Source organism: Pseudomonas alloputida, from assembly GCF_021283545.2.
Classification (GTDB): Bacteria; Pseudomonadota; Gammaproteobacteria; order Pseudomonadales; family Pseudomonadaceae; genus Aquipseudomonas; species Aquipseudomonas alloputida.
In genome coordinates, this window is record NZ_CP128540.1 from 2,015,555 (window position 1) to 2,035,928 (window position 20,374).

Sequence of the window (20,374 nt, forward strand, 5' to 3'; positions counted from 1 at the left end):
AGGTCCTGTCCAGTGTTTAAGACTGCCGCACTTTAGCATTTATCGCCAGTCGCGGTTGTCTGACCGGGTAACCAGCGCTGCAGCACCTGCTGCAATTCGGTGCGGCGCAAGGGTTTGCTCAGGTAATCGTCCATACCGGCGGCCATGCAACGTTCGCGGTCGCCCTGCAACGCGTTGGCGGTCAGGGCGATGATCGGTAGCCCGGCGCCGTTGGGCAACTGGCGGATGCGTCGGGTGGCTTCATAGCCGTCCAGGTGAGGCAGGCGGCAATCCATCAGCACGGCAGCAAAGCGCTGCCGGCCGACCAGCTCGACGGCTTCAAGGCCATCTTCTGCCGTGCATACTGCCAGCCCCAGGCTGCGCAGCATGGCTTCCACGACACTCCGGTTGACCGGATTGTCCTCCACCAGCAGTACCTGATCATTGTCCGGCACCGTCGTTCGTACAGTCGTTGGCGGCGTCAACGGGACGGGGGCAGGGTTGGCAAGGGCCAACGGCATCTCCAGGGTGAAGGTCGAACCCAGGCCTTCACGGCTTTCACCGCGTAGCTTGCCGCCCATGCGCTCGGCCAGGGTACGAGCGATCGACAGCCCCAGCCCGGTGCCGCCATAACGACGGGAAATCGAGCTGTCGGCCTGCTGGAAGGCGACGAACATCATTTCCAGGCGGTCGCTGTCGATGCCGATGCCGGTGTCGCGCACGCTGCAGGTCAGCCAGATCAACTGCCGGTCGAGCACCTGCCAGCGTGCGTCGACTTGCACCTGGCCACGTTCGGTGAACTTCAGGGCGTTGCCTATCAGGTTCAGCAGGATCTGGCGGATGCGCGTGGGGTCGCCGTTCACCTGCAGCTGCTCGATGCCGGCCGGCAGTTGCAGGTGCAGGCCCAGGCCGCGTTGCTGGGCGCTGTGCTGGAACGACTGGACACTGTTGGTGATCAGCTCGCCCAGGTTGAAGTCGATGTGCTCCAGCTGCAGCGCAGCGCGTTCGATGCGCGAAAAATCGAGGATGTCGTTGATGACCTTGAGCAAATGCCCGGTGGACTCGCTGGCCACTGCCGTGTAATCGGCCTGTTCACTGCTCAGCGGTGTGGTTTCCAGCAGTTGCAGCATGCCCAGCACGCCATTCATCGGGGTGCGCAACTCATGGCTCATCATCGCCAGGAAATCCGATTTGGCACGGTTGGCCTGTTCGGCCTCCTCGCGGGCCTGGATCAGTTCGGCGATGGCCTGCTTCTGTTCATCGCTGGCCTGCTCCAGGGCGCTGGCCAGGTTATTGATGTGGCGGGCCAAGTGGCCCAGCTCGCTGTCGTCGACGACCGGCAAGGGGGTGTTGTACTCGCCTTGCTGAATCGCCTTGACCGCATGGCCCATGTCGCTGATCGGCTTGGCCAGGCTCAGGGCCAGGCGGCGTGCCAGCAAGAAGGTGAACAGCAGGGCGAACAACGCCAGGATTCCGGCCTTGATCACGATTTCCTGCTGGCGCTGACTGAAGGCGTCATCGGACATGCCGACGATCACGCGGCCCAGGTAGTCGTCACCGATGGCCGGGCTGGTGGCTTTGCCCTGTTGCAGGAAGTCGTTGTCCAGGCGGATTTGCTGCAGGCGAATGGGCGCCTGGAACACCTCGACCTGTTGCGCGCGGTTGGCACTTTCGTCGGACTGCTCGACGTACACCAGGATGTGGTTGCGGCTGTCCTGCACTTCCAGAAAGCGCACGTGCGGGATGCTGAGGGTGGCACGCATCAGCCCTTCAAGCACTTCGTTGTTGCCCGAGATCACCCCATATTCCGACGCCGGTGCCAACTGGTTGGCGATCAGTTGCCCGGTGTGGTTGAGTTCCTGGCGCAGGTCCTGGATGCGTACGAAGGTAAAGAAGCTGATCAAGAGCAAGGTCAGTAGCAGGGCGGGGCCGAGACTGATGATCTGCGTGCGGGTATGAATGTCCCAGCTCAAGCGTTTGCTCATGGGGTGGGTTCTCCCTCGGCCAGGGCCTTGACGGCGGCGTTCTGATCGATTGGTTCAAGACCCAGGGCACGGGCCACCTGCTGGTTGCCACTGACGCCGTAACGCACCGGGTACAGGCTGCGCGGCCAGCGCGTCGGCGGCTGGTCGAGCAACTGGTCGAGCACCCACAGCCAGTCGTCCTGGTCGCTGTAGGTACTGGCCAGGGCGCCGGCGCGAACGAAGCCGGCGTTCGGGCCGATCAGTGCCATCTGCCGGCCATAACTGCTCAACAGCAGGTTTTTTGCAGTCTTGGAGTTGTACAAGTCAGGGTCGTCCAGGCCCAGGAGCACATCGCTGTTGCCCAGCAGGTGCTGCAGGGGCCTGTTGTCACGTGGGTCGGACCAGTCCTGGGCCACGATCTCCAGGCCTAGCGGCCGCGCAGCATGGCGCAGTTCGTCCAGCAGAAAGCTGCTGTGCTCGCCGTACAGCACGCCAATGCGCCTGGCCTGCGGCAACAGGTAGCGTGCCAGACGCAGCTGCCGTCCCAGCGGTGCGTCGCTCCACAGCAGTGTGAGGAACGCGGGGCGCGACTTTCCCAGGCGCTGTTCAGCCTGTACCCGGCTGACCCGCATGACCAGCGCCGGCGGGCCGGCGGTTTCCCCCAGGCGCCATTCCAGTGCTGCGCTGTCGAGCAGGATCAGGCGTTGGTCGGCTTTGAGCTTGCCTGGGCGCGGCAGTTCGGTGGTGGTGCGAAACTGCACATGATCGTGTGGCCGGCGGCTTTCCAGTGCGGCGATGAAGCTGCGTACACCGGGCTGGTCCTCAGCCCCCACCAGCAGGACTTCGCTGGCGGACAAAGGCCCCAACGGCCACAGGCAGAGCAGCAACAGGCGCAGCAGCAGGGCCATCAGAACTCCAGCTCCGCGCTCACGCTCAGGCGGTGACGGCTGTCGTAGCGGTTCTGCAGGGCCGAGGTGGGTTCATCGTCCAGGCGCTGCTGCCACAGCGCCGCCAGCTCCAGGTTGCTGCCATACACCCGAAAACGCTTGGCCAGGCGCAGGTCCAGACGCTCGTAGCGGTACTGGTTGAGGGCATCGTCACCGTAATAGAACAGCGCGCTCGACCAGCCGGCACCCCATTCGCGCATCCACCCGGCCGAGCCGCTGTTGCGGGCGCTGAGGCGACGGTCGTCGGGGTTGCTGGCCCAGGCATCGACGTAGGCATAGGTCAGGCGCAGGCGGTCGCGCAGGGTGGGGCGCCAGTCCATTTGCGCCTCGCTGCCGCTGAAACGGGCCTTGTTGGCGTTGCTGGCGATGTACTGATTGTTCCTCAGAGGCTCGCTGATCATGCCGGTGATCTCGTCGTAGAACAGCTTCACATCCAGGCTCAGGTCGAGGTCGCTGAAGTAGCCGTTGTAGCCTAGCTCGCGCGAGCGCATGCGCTCCTGTTCAAGGTCGCCAGGGCCACGGGTCTTGACGAAGTACTCACCGTTTTGCAGGCCGAATGAATTGGGGGTGAGGTTCTTGACCGTGTAACTCCAGTTGACGTTGTTCTCGAACATGTCGGGCGAGCGCACCGCTTCGGAGTACACCGCACGCAGGCCGTGGCGCGGGGTGATCAGGTAGTTGACCGCAACGCGCGGGGTCAGCGAACTGCCAGACAGGCGCGAGTCTTCGAACATGGCCCCACCTTGCAGTATCCAGTGCTCGTCGGCCCGCCATTCCAGCTGGCCGAACAGGCGCCAGGTCTGGTCGTCGATGCTGCCGTTGAAGTAAGTCTGCGAGTCGGCGCGATCATAGCGGTAGTTCATGCCACTGAGCAGGCGCAGGCTGTCGGTCAGGCTCAGGGTGTCCTGGATTTCCAGGTCATAGCGGGTTTCACGGGTGCTCTGATCGACATCGCCGCAGACCTGCTCCTGTCCTCCCTGCTCCCATTGCTGCTGCACTTTCTGCAGAAGCCCTTTCATGGCAGGGTCATCAGTGGAAAGGGGGGCGCCAGTCGCAATGCCGCGCGCCACTTTTTCGGCGAAGTCGGGGTTCATCTGCCAGAGCTGGGTCAGTTCGGGGCTGAACGACTGCAAGGCATCACAGGCGCGCCACACTTGCTGGCGATCAAAATGCTGGGCTGAACCCTGGATATAAAGGCTGTGTTCAGCGCTGAAGTCCTTGGTCCAGCGCAACGAGCCCGCATAGTCCTTGGCGTTGACGTCGGCATTGTTCCCGGACTCGTACTGCTGGAACACCGGTTGGTAGGTGTAGGGCCGCTGATTGCTGCCTTCCTTGGCCGCCAGTTGCCACTCCAGGGTCTGGTCGACCGCCAGGTTGTGGTTGGCGCTGAGGTTGAAGCGGGTCAGGCGGCGGCTGTCGCGGTAGTCCTGGCCGAACTGGTTCTCATCGAAGCCGTCGTCCTGTTGGCCCGACAGCGACAGGCGCATGTCGCCACCGTCCCAGCCCAAGCCGTGGCTGGCATAGAAGTCGTTGATACCGTCCTGGCCGCGTGTCACTTTCAGCCGCGTACCATGGCTGTCGGCGGGTTTGCGGGTGAGGATGTTGACCACCGCCATCAGCGCGTTGGCGCCATAGCTGACGGTATTCGGGCCACGAAACACCTCGATGCGCTCGATATCCTCCATGGCCAAGGGGATGTCGCTCCAGTCCACCGTGGCCAGGCCTGCGCGGTATACCGAGCGGCCATCGATCAATACCTGCATGCGCCGTGCGTCGTTGACGTTGCTGCCGTGGTAGTTGACCGTGGGTTGATTACCGGCACCGTAGCCGATCATCATGCCCGGTACCAGGCGCAGCAGTTCGGGGATGTCACGGGCACCGCTGGCGCGAATCAGTTCGCTGTCGAGTACGGTCATGCTGCCCGGGACAGCGGCGGGGGATTGTTTCAGGCGTGTGGCGGTCAGAACCTGTGGCAGGTCGGTGTTGTCGATGAACAGGTCGTCGGCCACGGCCTGACCGCCGAGCAGGGCGGTCAATAACAGCAGGCGCGGGTACGGGGGCGTGCCAGGGAACACGGAGCGGCCTTTGTTTCAGGATTGAAACAGGCATGGTAACTGACCGTGGGGGTTTTGCCAGTGGGTGTCGGGCGTACGTCTTGAAAAGTACCGCGTGGCGGTGCTCGATCTCGACGGCTCCGAAAATGCCATGGCAAGTACCGCAAACGTCCAGACACTGGTTCTGTAGCAGGCGAGCCGTATAATGGCCGGGTCGCCACTTAACTTTTGGCTTTAATGGATTGGATATGACTGAACAGCAACCTGTTGCGGTTCTGGGCGGCGGCAGCTTCGGCACCGCCGTGGCAAACCTGCTGGCGGAAAACGGTGTGCCGGTGCGCCAATGGATGCGCGACCCGGCGCAGGCCGAGGCCATGCGTGTGAATCGCGAGAATCCGCGCTATCTCAAGGGTATCCGCCTGCACGATGGGGTTGAGCCGGTCAACGACTTGCTGGCCACCCTGCAGGCCAGCGAGCTGATCTTCGTTGCCCTGCCATCGAGTGCCTTGCGCAGCGTGCTGGCACCGCATGCCGAGCTGCTGCGCGGCAAGGGCCTGGTCAGCCTGACCAAGGGCATCGAAGCGCAAAGCTTCAAGCTGATGAGCCAGATCCTCGAAGAGATCGCCCCCGAGGCGCGCATCGGCGTTTTGTCGGGGCCCAACCTGGCGCGCGAAATCGCCGAACATGCGCTGACTGCCACAGTGGTGGCCAGTGAGCACGAAGACCTGTGCCAGCAGGTACAGGCCGTACTGCACGGGCGCACCTTCCGCGTCTACGCCAGTGCCGACCGTTTCGGCGTCGAACTGGGCGGTGCACTGAAGAACGTCTACGCGATCATCGCCGGCATGGCGGTGGCCTTGGGGATGGGCGAGAACACCAAGAGCATGCTGATTACCCGGGCCTTGGCCGAGATGACCCGTTTCGCCGTCAGCCAGGGCGCCAACCCCATGACGTTCCTCGGCCTGGCCGGTGTCGGTGACCTGATCGTCACCTGCTCCTCGCCCAAGAGCCGCAACTATCAGGTTGGCTACGCACTGGGGCAGGGCCAAAGCCTGGAAGAGGCGGTCAACCGCCTGGGCGAAGTGGCCGAGGGGGTCAACACGCTCAAGGTGCTCAAGACCAAGGCCCAGCAAGTGCAGGTGTACATGCCGCTGGTGGCTGGCCTGCATGCCATCCTGTTCGAAGGGCGCACGCTGAACCAGGTGATCGAGCACCTGATGCGCGCCGAGCCCAAGACCGATGTCGATTTCATTTCCATCAGCGGTTTCAACTGAGCCCTTGGCGGCTCTGACACGAGCAAGGAGCAACACATGAACGATACGCCCGAACGCGCCCAGCGCGAGTCGATCATCCTGCGGGTGCTGTGGATGCTGGTGTTCCTGGTGGTCTGGCAACTGGCCGAGTTGCTGTTGGGTGGCCTGGTGCTGGTACAGCTGATCTACCGACTGGTGTATGGCGCGCCCAGCGCCAGCCTGATGAACTTCGGCGACAGTCTGAGCCAGTACCTGGCACAGATCGGCCGCTTCGGCAGTTTCCACAGCGACCAGAAGCCGTGGCCGTTCGCAGACTGGCCGGCCCCGCGTGCGCCGGAAGGTGAAGCAGCGCACGCCGTGGCACCGGCCGCGCATCCGGTGCGTGACGAGGAACCCAAGCTGTGAAGCTGTGGGTGCTGCGCCACGGTGAAGCTGAGCCGCGGGCCAAGACGGATGCCGAGCGCCGGTTGACTGCCCATGGTCGCGAGCAGGTGCTGCACAGTGCGGCTTACCTGATCGGGCAGCCATTGCAGGCGATTGTTGCCAGCCCTTACGTACGCGCCCAGCAGACCGCCGCGCTGGTGCATGACACCCTGGGCTTCGCCGAACCGGTGCGCACCGTGCCCTGGCTGACGCCCGAGGGTGATGTGCAGCAGGTCATCGGCGAAATCGAGCGACTGGGGCTCGAGCATGTGCTGCTGGTCAGCCACCAGCCGCTGGTAGGTACCTTGGTCGGTGCACTGGAGCACGGCGACAGGCAACAGCCGGCAGCCATGAGCACTGCCAGCCTGGCGGAGCTGGAAGGGGAGTGGCCGCTGGCCGGGTTGATGACGCTTCGGGCCATCCACTCACCCGCGTGAACTTCCCATGGCTTGTGCAGGCCAATGTTTCGCTCGCGTCTGCATGCTGGCATGGGTAAAGATCGATAAGGCAACTGGCATTTTTGTCAGTTGTCGCGCTTCACCACCGCTTGCTAGCGTTGCCACATGGCAAACATCAGGGAACGGCGAATGAGGGGTGAAATGCTGGAACTGTTGCGCTCCCTGGACCTGCAACCCACCCTGGAACAGGTTGACCAAGGTACTTCGCTGGATTTCGCCCAATACAGCCTGCTGCGTGAATCGGCCGATGCCAAGCTTTACCACCTGATGCGCAAGGTGAACGACAACCCTGGGCTGGACCCTGCTGCGAGGCAACAATGCGAGCAGGACCTGCGTACGCTGCAGGATGCCTGCCTGCGGGTCTCGCACCTGCTGCAAACCAGTTGTCTGGCCTTGCGCCGCCTGCAACTGGACTACCAGGACCAGCGTCTGGCCCGCGAGGCGCTGGAGAGCCAAGTGGCCTACATGCAGGCCTGCCTGCGTCGGTCGCTGAGCAGTTTCGACCGCTCGGCATGACCTGATCCCCCTCGCCGATGACCTTTATGGACATTGCCGAACTGCCCCGCGATGCCGACAATGGGCCATCATTCCGGTCCGGACCAGGCGCCATGTCGCAGCAGATCTTCTTCGCCCATGCCAACGGTTTCCCATCGGCCACCTACGGCAAGCTGTTTGCCGCGCTGGCGCCGGACTATCAGGTGCAGCACCTGGCCCAGCATGCGCATGACCCGCGTTTTCCCGTGGACGAAAACTGGCAAAGCCTGGTCGATGAATTGTTGCATCACCTGGCGCAGCAGGATCAGCCGGTCTGGGGCGTTGGCCATTCGCTGGGTGGCGTGTTGCACCTGCACGCGGCATTGCGCTGCCCCGAGTACTACCGGGGGCTGGTGATGCTCGACTCTCCGGTGCTCACCCGCGCTGATCAATGGCTGCTGCGCACAGCCAAGCGCTTTGGTTTCATCGACCGTATCACACCGGCCGGGCGCACCCTGGGGCGTCGCGAAACGTTCAATGACCGCGACAGCGCCCGGGACTATTTCGCTGGCAAATCACTGTTCCGCCATTTCGATCCCGATTGCCTCGACGCTTATGTAGAACACGGCCTGCAGGTGGTGGGGCAAGGGCTGCAGTTGCGCTTCGACCCTGCCACTGAAATCAGCATCTACCGCAGCATCCCGCATACCAGCCCCGCCCCCGCGCGCCAGTTGCAGGTGCCGCTGGCCATGGTGCGCGGCAACCGCAGCAACGTCATTCGTCGCCACCACACCTTGGCTGTGCGCGGTATGCCCAAAGGTGAATACCACAGTGTACCGGGTGGGCACATGTTCCCCCTGGAGCGCCCGGCCGACACTGCCAGCCTGATCAAGGGCCTGTTCGACCGCTGGAGCCAGGCATGAGCGCACACGTTGAGGAAATTCGCCTGAGCCTGGGCCATATCGAGCTGGCTGCACACCTGTTCGGCCCCGAAGACGGGCTGCCGGTGATTGCCCTGCATGGCTGGCTGGACAACGCCAACAGCTTTGCCCGCCTGGCACCGCAGCTGAAAGGTCTACGCCTCGTCGCCCTGGACCTGGCCGGCCATGGTTATTCGGAGCACCGCCCGCTCGGCGCCGGATATGCCCTGGCCGACTATGCCCATGACGTGCTGCGCGTGGCCGAGCAACTGGGTTGGCCGCGTTTCGCCCTGCTGGGGCATTCGCTGGGCGCGATCATTTCGGTGCAACTGGCCGGTGCATTGCCCGATCGGGTCAGTCACCTGGCGCTTATCGACGGCGTCATCCCGCCGACTGGCGCCGAGCAGGACGCAGGCGAGCGTTTGGGGATGGCACTGCAAGCCCAGTTGCGGCTGGATGGCAAACGCAAGTCGGTGTATGCGACATTGGAAGCAGGGGTGCAAGCCCGGATGAAAGGCATGGTCGCGGTCAGCCGTGAAGCGGCCGAGCTGCTGGCCCAGCGTGGCCTGATGCCAGTGCCCGGTGGCTACAGCTGGCGCAGCGACAGCCGGCTGACCCTGCCCTCGCCGGTGCGCCTGAGCGAGGCCCAGGCCATGGCCTATGTGCGGCGGGTGAGTTGCCCGGCGCTCTTGGTGGTGGCCGCCGACGGCATGCTGGCGCGCCACACCGGGTTGCTGGAGCAGCTACCCTTTGAACAGGTGACGCTGCCCGGCGGCCATCACCTGCACCTGAACGATGCGCAGGGCGCAGCCCTTGTTGCAGACTGTATCAATCGCTTCTTTGGCTTTGCTTGACTTGCACCGGACAAGTGTCGAGGCTTGGCGGGTTGAACAGGGAGACAACCATGCAACTGCCAGACATCCTGGAGCTTCAATTCGGCGCTGAGCGCCGCCTGGTTCGCCAATGAGCGTGCCTGTTTCCATTCGCACTGCCTTGGCTGCCTGCCTGGTGCTCGCCACCCCCGTGTCGTGGGCCGGCAGCCTACCGGTCCCGCAGGACGCCAAGGTGGTCGATCAACGCCCGGCGACGGAGCAGGAGCGGGTCTACCCGATGGGCCCGCTACGCAAGATCAGTGGCCGCCTGCGGGTCGATGACAAAGTCGAGAGCCGCGGTCAGGTCAGCTCGGTGACCTACGAATTGCCCGTCGAGCGTACTGCACGCGAGGCCTTCACCAGTGCCCGCGAAGCACTTGTACGCGAGGGTGGCTACCCGTTGTTCTGGTGTCAGGGGCGTGATTGCGGTGAGGCCAGCCTGTGGGCCAATGATGTGTTCGCCAATGCCCGCCTCAACGGAGGCGACGAGCAGCAGGCGTTCATCCTGCTGCGCCGCTCGGCAGACGAGGCCGACACCCTGGTCGCGCTGTACAGCGTTACCCGTGGCAACCGCCGTGCCTATCTGCATGTGGAAGAGTTCATCTCAGGCAGCCCGCTGGGCGAGCTGCTGCCAACCGCCGCTACGGTGCTGCGCGAAATGCGTGACACCGGCAAGCTCGACTACCCTGACCTTGCTGCACCGCAAGACGCCTGGGTAAACCTGCTGGCCCGCAGCCTGAACCTTGACAGCACCTTGCGCGTCAGCCTCAGTGGCGCCCAGGCTGAGGCCTGGCGCGAGGCGCTGGTCAAGGCCGGGGTGCGCAATCGCCGTCTTGAAGTCGGCAGCGCGCCTACAGACGGCCTGCACCTTGAACTGATCCCTTGAACGAGCACCCTCATGGTTAACAATGATCGCCTGCTGGTCCAGATTCTGCTGGTGGCATTGCTGGGGGCCGGCCTGTGGGTGATGGCACCCTTCATATCGGCATTGCTGTGGGGCGCCATCCTGGCCTTTGCCAGCTGGCCGTTGATGCGCTTTCTTACGCGCCTGCTGGGCGGTCGCGAGACGCTGGCCGCCGGCCTGCTGACCATGGCCTGGATCCTGATCGTGGCACTGCCGCTGGTGTGGCTGGGGTTCAACCTGGCCGATCACATTCGCGACGCTACGGCGTTCGTGCGTGACGTGCAGGTCGACGGCCTGCCCGATGCACCGGCCTGGCTGGGTGGCATTCCTTTCGTTGGCGAGCGTCTGGTCAACGGTTGGCAATCGCTGGACCAGCAAGGCGCAGCCTTGCTTACCTCGATCAAGCCTTACTTTGGGCAGGTGGGCAACTGGTTGCTGGCGCGCAGCGCGCAGATCGGCAGCGGCGTGCTGGAACTGACCCTGAGCCTGGTGTTCGTGTTCTTCTTCTACCGCGACGGACCACGCTTGGCGGCATTCGTGCTGCGCTTGCTGCACCGGCTGGTGGGCGAGCGCGCCGAGTATTACCTGGACCTGGTAGCCGCTACCGTGCAGCGGGTGGTCAACGGGGTGATCGGCACGGCGGCCGCGCAGGCCCTGCTGGCACTGATCGGCTTCCTGATCGCCGGGGTGCCCGGGGCGATCGTGCTGGGGTTGGTCACCTTCATGCTCAGCCTGATCCCCATGGGGCCGCCACTGGCCTGGATCCCGGCCACCGCTTGGCTGGTGTGGAAGGGCGAATACGGCATGGCGGTGTTCCTGGGTGTGTGGGGCACGTTCGTCATCAGCGGCGTGGACAACGTGCTCAAACCGTACCTGATCAGCCGTGGCGGCAACCTGCCGCTGGTGATCGTGCTGCTGGGCGTGTTCGGCGGCTTGCTTGCCTTTGGCTTCATTGGCCTTTTCATCGGGCCGACCTTGCTGGCGGTAGGCTACAGCCTGCTGCTGGACTGGAGCCGTAACGCGGCGCAGCAGCCGCCACAACAATAAGCCTGTAACGGCCCTTTCGCGGGCAAGCCCGCGAAGAGGCCGTTACAGGCAGACCACAACGCTGATTTTTACGCATTCTTTATACCCACCCCCACCCCCCGATCTCGCCCCTTTACGCCTCTCCCTCGGACAATTTCCCCAAAGCGGCCCAAGCCGTAACACGGGGAGATCCACACATGAACATGCTCGACGGGCTGTCACTGCTGCTGGCAGTGGCATTGGCGTTTTATCTGCTGGTGGCGCTGCTGCGCGCCGATCGCAGCTAGGGAGCGGCCATGCACAGTTACGATTTCGCCTTGCTCTTGGCATTCTTTGTCATCGTGCTGCTACCGGCACCCTGGCTCGGGCGGTTCTACTACAAGGTCATGGAAGGCCAGCGTACCTGGCTGACCCCTGTGCTGGGGCCGGTCGAGCAGGGCTGTTACCGGCTGGCGGGTGTGAACGCCAGCCAGGAGCAGAACTGGCGGCAATACACCCTGGCCCTGTTGGCGTTCAACCTGGTCGGCTTCCTGCTGCTGTTCGCCGTGCTGCTGTTGCAGGGCTACCTGCCACTCAACCCTCAGAACCTGCCTGGCCAGGAATGGTCACTGGCGTTCAACACCGCCGTCAGTTTCGTTACCAACACCAACTGGCAGGCCTACAGCGGTGAGGCGTCGGTCAGCTACCTGAGCCAGATGCTTGGCCTGACCGTGCAGAACTTTGTCAGCCCTGCCACCGGCCTGGCCGTACTGGTTGTCCTGTGCCGCGGTATCGCCCGGCGCAGCGCGACGACGCTGGGCAACTTCTGGGTCGACATGACCCGTGCCACCCTCTACGGCCTGCTGCCGCTTTGCTTGCTGCTGGCGCTGCTGCTGGTATGGCAGGGCGTACCGCAGACCTTTGCCGACTACGCCCACGCGCTGACCTTGCAAGGGGCCGACCAGACCATTCCGCTGGGGCCGGCCGCCAGCCAGATCGCCATCAAGCAGCTGGGTACCAATGGCGGTGGCTTCTTCGGCGTCAACTCGGCGCACCCGTTCGAAAACCCAACGGCCTGGAGCAACCTGTTCGAGGTGGCATCGATCATCCTCATTCCAGTGGCATTGGTGTTCACCTTCGGTCACTACGTGAAGGACCTGCGTCAGAGCCGCGCCATCCTCGCCTGCATGCTTGCCCTGTTCCTGATCGGTGGCAGCACGGCGCTGTGGTCCGAGCATCAGCCGAACCCGGCCCTGGAAAGCACGCAGGTGCAACAGACCGCCCCTCTGGAGGGCAAGGAAAGCCGCTTCGGTACCACCGGTTCGGTGCTGTGGGCGGTCACCACCACCGCTGCCTCCAACGGTTCGGTCAACGCCATGCACGACAGCCTGAACCCGCTGACCGGTATGGTGGCGATGGTCAACATGATGGTCGGCGAGGTGATATTCGGCGGCGTCGGCGCGGGCCTCTACGGCATGCTGCTGTTCGTCCTTATCGCGGTGTTCCTGGCCGGGCTGATGATTGGCCGTACCCCGGAATACCTGGGCAAGAAGCTGCAGGCCCGTGAAGTGCAGCTTCTGGTGGCAACCCTGCTGGTGATGCCGGTTGGCGTGCTGGTACTTGGCGCCATCGCCGCCAGCCTGCCCGGCCCGGCCGGGGCGGTCACCAACCCGGGGGCGCATGGTTTCAGCCAGTTGCTGTACGCCTATACCTCGGGCTCGGCCAACAACGGCTCGGCCTTTGCCGGGTTTGGCGCCAACACCGTGTACCACAACCTGATGATCGGCCTGGCCATGCTCATCGGCCGCTTCGGCTACATCCTGCCGATACTGGCGTTGGCCGGCAGCCTGGCGGCGAAAAAAAGCGCGCCGCTGGGGCAGAACAGCTTCCCGACTCACGGCCCGCTGTTCACCGGCTTGCTGCTGGTGACCATCCTGCTGGTCGGTGGCCTGACCTTCCTGCCGACCCTGGCCCTTGGGCCAATCGCCGAACACCTTAGCTTGGGTTTTTGAGGACCGATCATGAACATGCCCATTCCTGAAGTGAATAGCCGGCACAGTGCCAAGGACCAGACCCGCTTCGCCGCGCTGTGGCGCCCGGCGCTGGTGCAGGCGTTCGTCAAGCTCGACCCGCGTCAGCTCAAGCGCTCCCCGGTAATGCTGGTGGTGGCCCTGACCGCGGTGCTGACCACCGTGCTGTGTTTCGCCCCCGGCGGCGGCGTGAGCATCGGCGTTGCGGTGCAGATTGCCCTGTGGCTGTGGTTCACCGTGTTGTTCGCCAACTTCGCCGAGGCGTTGGCCGAAGGCCGTGGCAAGGCCCGCGCCGACAGCCTCAAGGCCGGCAGCCAGGGCCTGACCGCCCAGCGTCGTCTGCGTGATGGCAGCTACGAGACGGTGGCTGCCAGCGCGCTGCGCAAGGACGACGTGGTACGCGTGGTCGCCGGCGAAATGATCCCCGGCGACGGCGAGGTGATTGAAGGCATTGCGGCCGTCAACGAGGCCGCCATTACCGGCGAATCCGCACCGGTAATACGCGAATCAGGTGGCGACCGCTCGGCGGTGACCGGCAATACGCGGCTGGTCTCCGACTGGCTGCTTATCCGCATCACCAGCAACCCGGGCGAGTCGACCCTGGACCGCATGATCGCCCTGGTCGAAGGTGCCAAGCGGCAGAAGACCCCAAACGAAATCGCCCTCGACATCCTGCTGATCGGCCTGACCCTGATTTTCCTGATCGTGGTGGTGACCTTGCAGCCGTTCGCCCACTTCGCGGGTGGCAGCCTGCCGCTGATCTTCCTGGCCGCGCTGCTGGTGACGCTGATCCCGACCACCATCGGCGGCCTGCTGTCGGCCATCGGTATCGCCGGCATGGACAGGCTGGTACGGCTGAATGTCATTGCCCGCTCGGGCCGCGCCGTCGAGGCGGCCGGGGACGTGCATACGCTGATGCTCGACAAGACCGGCACCATCACCTTCGGTAACCGCCGCTGCAGCGCACTGCATGCTGCACCGGGCATTACCGCCAAGGAACTGGGGGAGGGCGCCTTGCTGGCCTCGCTGGCCGACGACACCGCCGAAGGCAAGTCGATTGTCGAATACCTGCGCCAGTTGCACGACTTCGTCGACCCGCCTGCCGGGCAGTTCGAAGCGGTGGCTTTCAGTGCCGAGACACGCCTGTCGGGCATCGACTTCGAACAGCACCGCTACCGCAAGGGCGCCGTCGATGCGGTGCTGGCATTCGTCGGTATGCAACGCCTGGAAATGCCGGCGGCGCTGGCTCGCGAAGTCGAACGCATCGCGCAGAGTGGCGGCACACCGTTGCTGGTGTGCGTCGACAAGCGTTTGCTGGGTGTGATCCACCTCAAGGACGTGGTCAAGCCTGGTATCCGCGAGCGCTTCGCCGAGCTGCGCAAGCTGGGCATTCGCACGGTCATGGTGACCGGCGACAACCCGTTGACTGCGGCCGCCATCGCCGCCGAAGCGGGGGTCGATGACGTGCTGGCCGAGGCCACGCCCGAGAAGAAGCTGGCGCGCATTCGCCAGGAGCAGAATGACGGCCGCCTGGTTGCCATGTGTGGCGACGGTGCCAACGACGCCCCGGCACTAGCCCAGGCTGACGTAGGCATGGCCATGAACGACGGCACTCAGGCTGCGCGGGAGGCCGCGAACATGGTCGACCTGGACAGCGACCCGACCAAGCTGCTGGACGTAGTCCAGGTCGGCAAGGAGCTGCTGGTCACCCGCGGTGCGTTGACAACGTTCTCCATTGCCAACGACGTGGCCAAATACTTCGCCATCCTGCCGGCGCTGTTCGCAGCCATCTACCCGCAACTGGGTGTGCTCAACCTGATGCAACTGGCCAGCCCGCAGAGCGCGATCCTGTCGGCGATCGTGTTCAACGCGCTGATCATTATCGTGCTGATCCCGCTGGCGCTGCGTGGGGTGCGCGTGCAGGCGGCCAGTGCGGCGCACCTGTTGCGGCGCAACCTGCTGATCTACGGGCTGGGTGGCATTGTGGTGCCGTTTGCCGGGATCAAGCTGATCGACCTGCTGCTCAACGCCCTGAACCTGGTCTGAGGAGGCCGCCATGACTGCTTATCTACGCCCGGCATTGAGCCTGGCTTTGTTGATGACCCTGGTGACGGGCGCCCTGTATCCGCTGGCGGTGACCGGTATTGCCCAAGTCGCTTTCCCGAACCAGGCCAACGGTAGCCTGGTACGCGATGCGCAAGGCCAGGTGCGGGGTTCGGCATTGATCGCCCAGGACTTCCAGGGCGATGGCTGGTTCCACTCGCGGCCCTCGGCAGGTGCCTACGCGACCGTGGCCAGCGGCGCCAGCAACCTGTCGCCGAGCAACCCGGCGCTGGCTGAGCGGGTAAAGGGCGATGCGGCCACGTTGTATCAGGCGCAGCAGGGGCCAGTGCCGCAGGCGCTGCTGACCACCTCGGGCAGCGGCCTGGACCCGCACTTGCCACCGGAGGCCTTGGCCTATCAGATCCCGCGGGTGGCGGCGGCACGGCAGCTGCCGGTCGAGCGCTTGCAAGCCTTGCTGGAACAGGCCACCCTCCACCCATTGATCGGCCCGCCGGTGGTCAACGTGCTGGCGTTGAACCAGGCCTTGGAAAAGCTCGCCATTGTCAGGTAATCGAAGCGCTGGCAGGAAGCCTGTAGGAGCGGGTTCACCCGCGAATGCGGTGGTGGTGCCACTGACGTATTCGCGGGTAAACCCGCTCCTACACGTTAAGGGGGCTTTCCCTGAAGCGGCGGACTGTTGGACAAAGTAAAGGATGAAACATGAGTGACTCCGCCCGCGCCGATGCGCTGTTGGCCAACCTCCCACGCACCGGCCGGGGCCGGCTGAAGGTGTTCCTGGGCGCTGCCCCCGGCGTCGGCAAGACCTTCGCCATGCTCCAGGCCGCACACGCCCAGCAACGCCAGGGCGTGCAGGTGTTGGCCGGGGTGGTCGAAACCCATGGCCGCGCCGAAACCGAAGCGTTGCTCGGAGGGCTGCATCAGCAGCCCTTGTTGCGCAGCCAGTACCGTGGCGTCACCCTTGAGGAAATGGACCTTGACGGCCTGCTGCGTGCCGCGCCGGCCTTGGCCCTGGTGGACGAACTGGCCCACACGAACGCCCCCGGCAGCCGCCACGCCAAACGCTGGCAGGATGTGCAAGAACTCTTGGCCGCGGGCATCGACGTGTACACCACGGTCAACGTCCAGCACCTGGAAAGCCTCAACGACAAGGTCCGCGACATTACCGGCGTGCAAGTGCGCGAGACCCTGCCGGACTGGGTGCTGCAGGAAGCGTTCGAGCTGGTGCTGATCGACCTGCCTCCGCGAGAGCTGCTCGAACGCCTGCGTGAAGGCAAGGTGTACGTGCCCGAGCAGGCAAGGGCGGCCATCGATGCGTATTTTTCGCAAACCAACCTCACCGCCCTGCGCGAGCTGGCCATGCAGACCGCCGCTGCTCAGGTCGATGCCGACCTGGCCCACGGCTATCGTCAGCGCGGCCAGGAGGCGCCGGCCTTGCGCGGCCGGTTGCTGGTGGGCATAGACGGTGACGACCAGGCCGAACGCCTGGTGCGCCATGCCAGCCGCGTGGCCCAGCGCCGCCACCTGCCCTGGAGCCTGGTGCATGTGGACAACGGCCGCCTGCGTGACGAAACCGCACGGCATCGTTTGCAAGCCGCGCAGCAACTGGCCGAGCGACTGGGCGGGGAGGTGGTACTGCTGCGTGCTGGCGAAGTGGCCCGTACGCTGATCCAGCATGCTGTCGAGCGGCGGGCCAGCCTGGTGCTGGTCGGGCAGTCCCGCAACCGCCTGCGTAGGCGTTTGTTCGGCGCGGGTGTGGCGGCGCGGCTGCTGCGCGAAAGCCGTGGCCTGGAAATCAACGTGCTGGACCGCGACGTGCAGCCGCCAGCGCCGCGTTCAGCCGTGCGGCGGGTGTGGGTGTGGCGTCATTACCTGCTTGCGCTGCTGGCCACCGTGATGGCTGCGGGTCTGGCCTGGGCGGTGTCCAGTGTGCTCGCGTTGCCCAATATCTCGCTGGTGTTCCTGGCGGCGGTGTTGCTGGTCGCGGTGCGCAGTAGCCTGGGACCTGCGCTGGCTTGCGCCGCGCTGTCGTTCCTGGTCTATGACTTCCTGTTCATACCGCCCAACTTCTCGTTCACCATCCAGCGCGAAGAAGACGTGCTGACACTGGTGTTCTTTCTGTTGATGGCTGCGCTTACCGGCAACCTGGCCGCGCGCCAGCGTCGCCAGTTGCAGGCGCTGCGCGAGACCCAGGCACAGACCAGCCAGTTGCTCGACCTGTCTCGCCGGTTGACGGTAGCCACCGACCGCCAAGCCATATTCAAGGCTGCCGGCCAGCACCTGGACGGGTGGCAGGACGCCCAGGTGTGCTTGCTGGAGCGCAACGCCGAAGGCCAGTTGCAAGTGGCCAGCGGGGAAGCCTGCACCTTCAGCGACACCGAACGGGCGGCTGCCGATTGGGCCTGGCAGCATGGGCAGGCCGCCGGTCACGGCAGCGATACCCTGCCTAATGGCCGCTGGTGGTGGTGGCCATTGGCGGTAGACGATCAGCCGCTGGCGCTGCTGGGTGTGCGCCCGCGCAACGGGCAGCCGCTCAGCGACCCACGCCGGCGCCTGCTCACCGCCCTAGGCCAGCCCCTGGCCCAGGCCCTGGCCCGCGCACGCCTGGCTGAACAGCTGGAAGCCGCACGCCTGCACGGCGAAACCGAGCAACTGCGCAGCGCCCTGCTGGCTTCCGTATCCCATGACTTGCGCACGCCGTTGACCGCCATGCGTGGCAGCATCGACAGCCTGTTGGCGTTGGGCGATGCGATCCCGGCTGAAGACCGCCGCGAGCTGCTGGAGGGCACCCGTAACGAAGCCGAACGCCTCGATCGCTACATCCAGAACCTGCTGGACATGACCCGCCTGGGCCATGGCGGCCTCAAGCTGGCCCGCGACTGGGTGGCCCCGGCGGATATCGTCGGCAGTGCGCTCAACCGCCTGCGGGTGGTGCTGGCGCCGCTGCGTGTGCACACGGACGTGCCGACCGAGCTGCCATTGCTGTTCGTGCATGCGGCGTTGATCGAGCAGGCACTGGTCAACGTGCTGGAAAACGCCGCACGCTTTTCGCCGGCCAATGGTCGGCTTGAGCTGCAGGTGGCGGTGCATGACGACCAACTGCGCTTGACCGTCAGCGACCAGGGCCCCGGCATTCCTGAAGCCGACCGCGAGAAAATCTTCGATATGTTCTACACCGCCGCCCGTGGCGACCGCGGCGGGCAGGGTACCGGGCTGGGCCTGGCTATCTGCCAGGGCATGATCGGTGCCCATGGCGGGCAGATTCTGGTGGGCGAAGGCATTGATGGCCAAGGCACCAGCATCACTCTATGCTTGCCGCTGCCTCCTCAACCTGAAGCCGAAAGCGAAACCCCATGAGCCAGTCCGCCACCCTGTTGGTCATCGACGATGAACCGCAGATCCGCAAGTTCCTGCGTATCAGCCTGGCCTCGCAAGGCTACAAGGTGCTGGAGGCCGCCACCGGTGCCGAAGGGTTGGCCCAGGCGGCACTGGGCAAGCCGGACCTGGTGGTGCTCGACCTGGGGCTGCCGGACATGGACGGCCAGCAGGTACTGCGTGAGTTGCGCGAATGGAGTGCAGTGCCGGTGATGGTGTTGTCGGTGCGTGCCAGTGAAGTGCAGAAGGTCGATGCGCTGGATGGTGGTGCCAATGACTATGTGACCAAGCCGTTCGGTATCCAGGAGTTTCTCGCGCGTGTGCGGGCGTTGCTGCGTCAGGTGCCACAAGCCGGCGGCTCGGAAGTGGCAGCCAGCTTTGGTCCGCTGACGGTCGATTTTGCCTTCCGCCGGGTGACGCTCGACGGTGTGGAGGTGGCATTGACACGCAAGGAGTATGCTTTGCTGGCGATATTGGCCGGGCACCCCGGGCGGGTGATTACCCAGCAGCAGTTGCTCAAGGATATCTGGGGGCCGACCCATGCGGAGGATACCCACTACCTGCGCATCGTGGTCGGGCATCTGCGACAGAAGCTGGGCGATGACCCCACGGCGCCGCGGTTCATCATTACCGAGGCGGGGGTTGGCTACAGGTTGGTGGCGCCGACAGCATAACCCGCACACAGCCCAAAGGGCTGGGCGAACGCCTGCAGGGCCTGGACGCGTGCAAGGGATATCAGGCCCTGGGGGGCTCCTTCTCGAACAGCTGGCGCATGACTTCCAGGTAGCGTCGCGCGCCCAGGCCCAACGGGCGCGACTTGATCCAGATGATGTCTACCCACAAGCGCAGGCGGTTGGCCATGTTGTCGAAGCGCACCTCGGCCAGTGCGCCCGAGGCAATCAGCGGTTCGACCAATGGCTGCGGCAGGTAGGCCCAGCCCAGCCCGGACTGCACCAGGTCCAGCGTGGCGAGGTAGCTGTCGGTCAGCCAGATGCGCCGGGACAGCACCATGCGCGGGTCCGATCCGGTGGCCTTGCCCGAAGCCACGATGATCTGCCGTTGTTCGGCAAAGGCCTCTTCAGGCAATGGCGAACCGCTGTTCTGCCCGGCTGGATGGCGCGGTGAGGCAACGGCTACCAGCAGTTGGCTGCCGGCCTCGAGGAATGACTCGCGCTCATCGATGCCGGGCCGTTCGAACACCAGGGCCAATTGCACACTGCCGTCATGCAGCAGGCGAATGGCTTCGGTCTGGGTGGCCGAACGTACCTCGACTTCCAGGCTGGGAAATGCCTGGGCGAGGATTTCTAGCGGCTGGCTCCAGCGGCCAGTCTGCAACTCGGGCGCCATGGCGATGGTCAGGCGCTTTTCCAGGCCTTTGTGCAATTGCAGGGCCTGGGCATCGAGCAGGTTGAGTTGGCAGATGACCTGCCTGGCCTGGGGCTCCAGCGCCAGGGCGGCGTTGGTGGGCAAGGCTTTGCGCGTGGCCCGGTCGAACAGGGGCAGGTCCAGTTCCGCTTCCAGTTGGGCGATTGCCATGCTCACGGCTGAAGGCACACGGCCCAGCTTGCGGGCGGCGGCGGAGAACGAGCCGGCATCGAGCACCGCGAGGAAAATCGCCAGGGAGTCGCTGGTAAAGGCCATTGTCAGTAAACCTG

At 64.7% G+C, this 20,374-nt stretch carries 18 protein-coding genes; 14 read left to right on the forward strand and 4 right to left on the reverse strand.

Annotated features, from left to right (window positions below; genetic code table 11):
- Positions 1 to 32: 32 nt before the first annotated feature.
- From LU682_RS09245 to LU682_RS09255, 3 genes are read right to left on the reverse strand one after another with little or no spacing between them, the layout of a single operon-like run.
- Positions 33 to 1,964, reverse strand: a complete 1,932-nt coding sequence (locus LU682_RS09245) for an ATP-binding protein (protein WP_010954939.1) — start codon at positions 1,962 to 1,964, stop codon at positions 33 to 35.
- The gene (locus tag LU682_RS09250; RefSeq protein ID WP_010954938.1) at positions 1,961 to 2,851 is read right to left on the reverse strand and encodes an ABC transporter substrate-binding protein; all 891 of its coding nucleotides are present in this window, start codon (positions 2,849 to 2,851) and stop codon (positions 1,961 to 1,963) included. The genes LU682_RS09245 and LU682_RS09250 overlap by 4 nt, the downstream gene beginning before the upstream one ends.
- The gene (locus LU682_RS09255; RefSeq protein WP_010954937.1) at positions 2,851 to 4,965 is read right to left on the reverse strand and encodes a TonB-dependent receptor plug domain-containing protein; all 2,115 of its coding nucleotides are present in this window, start codon (positions 4,963 to 4,965) and stop codon (positions 2,851 to 2,853) included. The genes LU682_RS09250 and LU682_RS09255 overlap by 1 nt, the downstream gene beginning before the upstream one ends.
- Positions 4,966 to 5,192: 227 nt before the next feature.
- Here LU682_RS09255 and LU682_RS09260 point away from each other — a divergent pair, with 227 nt between their 5' ends.
- The 14 genes from LU682_RS09260 (at position 5,193) to LU682_RS09325 (ending at position 19,393) form a co-directional block, all read left to right on the forward strand.
- Positions 5,193 to 6,218: an NAD(P)H-dependent glycerol-3-phosphate dehydrogenase gene (locus LU682_RS09260; RefSeq protein ID WP_010954935.1), complete on the forward strand. Its 1,026-nt coding sequence runs from the start codon at positions 5,193 to 5,195 to the stop codon at positions 6,216 to 6,218.
- Between the two features lie 36 nt (positions 6,219 to 6,254).
- Entirely contained in the window at positions 6,255 to 6,602 is a 348-nt protein-coding gene (locus tag LU682_RS09265) for a DUF4389 domain-containing protein (RefSeq protein WP_003251499.1), read from the forward strand.
- Positions 6,599 to 7,057, forward strand: coding sequence for a phosphohistidine phosphatase SixA (gene sixA, locus LU682_RS09270; RefSeq protein WP_010954934.1), 459 nt, complete (start codon positions 6,599 to 6,601; stop codon positions 7,055 to 7,057). The genes LU682_RS09265 and sixA overlap by 4 nt, the downstream gene beginning before the upstream one ends.
- 162 nt (positions 7,058 to 7,219) lie before the next feature.
- Positions 7,220 to 7,594 carry a hypothetical protein gene (locus LU682_RS09275; protein WP_010954933.1) on the forward strand — a complete coding sequence of 125 codons (375 nt, stop codon included), beginning with the start codon at positions 7,220 to 7,222 and terminating at the stop codon, positions 7,592 to 7,594.
- Positions 7,595 to 7,686: 92 nt separating this feature from the next.
- A complete protein-coding gene (locus LU682_RS09280) occupies positions 7,687 to 8,475 on the forward strand; it encodes an alpha/beta fold hydrolase (RefSeq protein WP_049588223.1) in 789 nt (262 codons plus the stop codon).
- A complete protein-coding gene (locus LU682_RS09285; RefSeq protein WP_003251491.1) occupies positions 8,472 to 9,326 on the forward strand; it encodes an alpha/beta hydrolase in 855 nt (284 codons plus the stop codon). Before LU682_RS09280 ends, LU682_RS09285 begins: the two co-directional genes overlap by 4 nt.
- A gap of 109 nt (positions 9,327 to 9,435) precedes the next feature.
- Positions 9,436 to 10,230 carry a DUF4892 domain-containing protein gene (locus tag LU682_RS09290; RefSeq protein ID WP_010954931.1) on the forward strand — a complete coding sequence of 265 codons (795 nt, stop codon included), beginning with the start codon at positions 9,436 to 9,438 and terminating at the stop codon, positions 10,228 to 10,230.
- A gap of 12 nt (positions 10,231 to 10,242) precedes the next feature.
- Positions 10,243 to 11,295: an AI-2E family transporter gene (locus tag LU682_RS09295; protein ID WP_019750854.1), complete on the forward strand. Its 1,053-nt coding sequence runs from the start codon at positions 10,243 to 10,245 to the stop codon at positions 11,293 to 11,295.
- Between the two features lie 176 nt (positions 11,296 to 11,471).
- Positions 11,472 to 11,561 (forward strand): K(+)-transporting ATPase subunit F, encoded by a 90-nt coding sequence (gene kdpF / locus LU682_RS09300; RefSeq protein ID WP_003251485.1) that lies wholly within the window; start codon positions 11,472 to 11,474, stop codon positions 11,559 to 11,561.
- Between the two features lie 9 nt (positions 11,562 to 11,570).
- The gene (gene kdpA / locus LU682_RS09305) at positions 11,571 to 13,265 is read left to right on the forward strand and encodes a potassium-transporting ATPase subunit KdpA (RefSeq protein WP_010954929.1); all 1,695 of its coding nucleotides are present in this window, start codon (positions 11,571 to 11,573) and stop codon (positions 13,263 to 13,265) included.
- A gap of 9 nt (positions 13,266 to 13,274) precedes the next feature.
- Positions 13,275 to 15,329 carry a potassium-transporting ATPase subunit KdpB gene (gene kdpB, locus LU682_RS09310; RefSeq protein ID WP_049588226.1) on the forward strand — a complete coding sequence of 685 codons (2,055 nt, stop codon included), beginning with the start codon at positions 13,275 to 13,277 and terminating at the stop codon, positions 15,327 to 15,329.
- 10 nt (positions 15,330 to 15,339) lie between these two features.
- Positions 15,340 to 15,897 (forward strand): potassium-transporting ATPase subunit KdpC, encoded by a 558-nt coding sequence (gene kdpC / locus LU682_RS09315; protein ID WP_003251480.1) that lies wholly within the window; start codon positions 15,340 to 15,342, stop codon positions 15,895 to 15,897.
- Positions 15,898 to 16,046: 149 nt separating this feature from the next.
- Positions 16,047 to 18,701, forward strand: coding sequence for a DUF4118 domain-containing protein (locus tag LU682_RS09320; RefSeq protein WP_010954928.1), 2,655 nt, complete (start codon positions 16,047 to 16,049; stop codon positions 18,699 to 18,701).
- A complete protein-coding gene (locus LU682_RS09325; protein WP_010954927.1) occupies positions 18,698 to 19,393 on the forward strand; it encodes a response regulator in 696 nt (231 codons plus the stop codon). The genes LU682_RS09320 and LU682_RS09325 overlap by 4 nt, the downstream gene beginning before the upstream one ends.
- A 61-nt stretch (positions 19,394 to 19,454) precedes the next feature.
- On the opposite strand, the gene LU682_RS09330 is transcribed toward LU682_RS09325, so the two are convergent.
- Complete coding sequence (locus LU682_RS09330; protein WP_010954926.1) at positions 19,455 to 20,360, reverse strand: LysR family transcriptional regulator; 906 nt, start codon at positions 20,358 to 20,360, stop codon at positions 19,455 to 19,457.
- Positions 20,361 to 20,374: the final 14 nt, after the last annotated feature.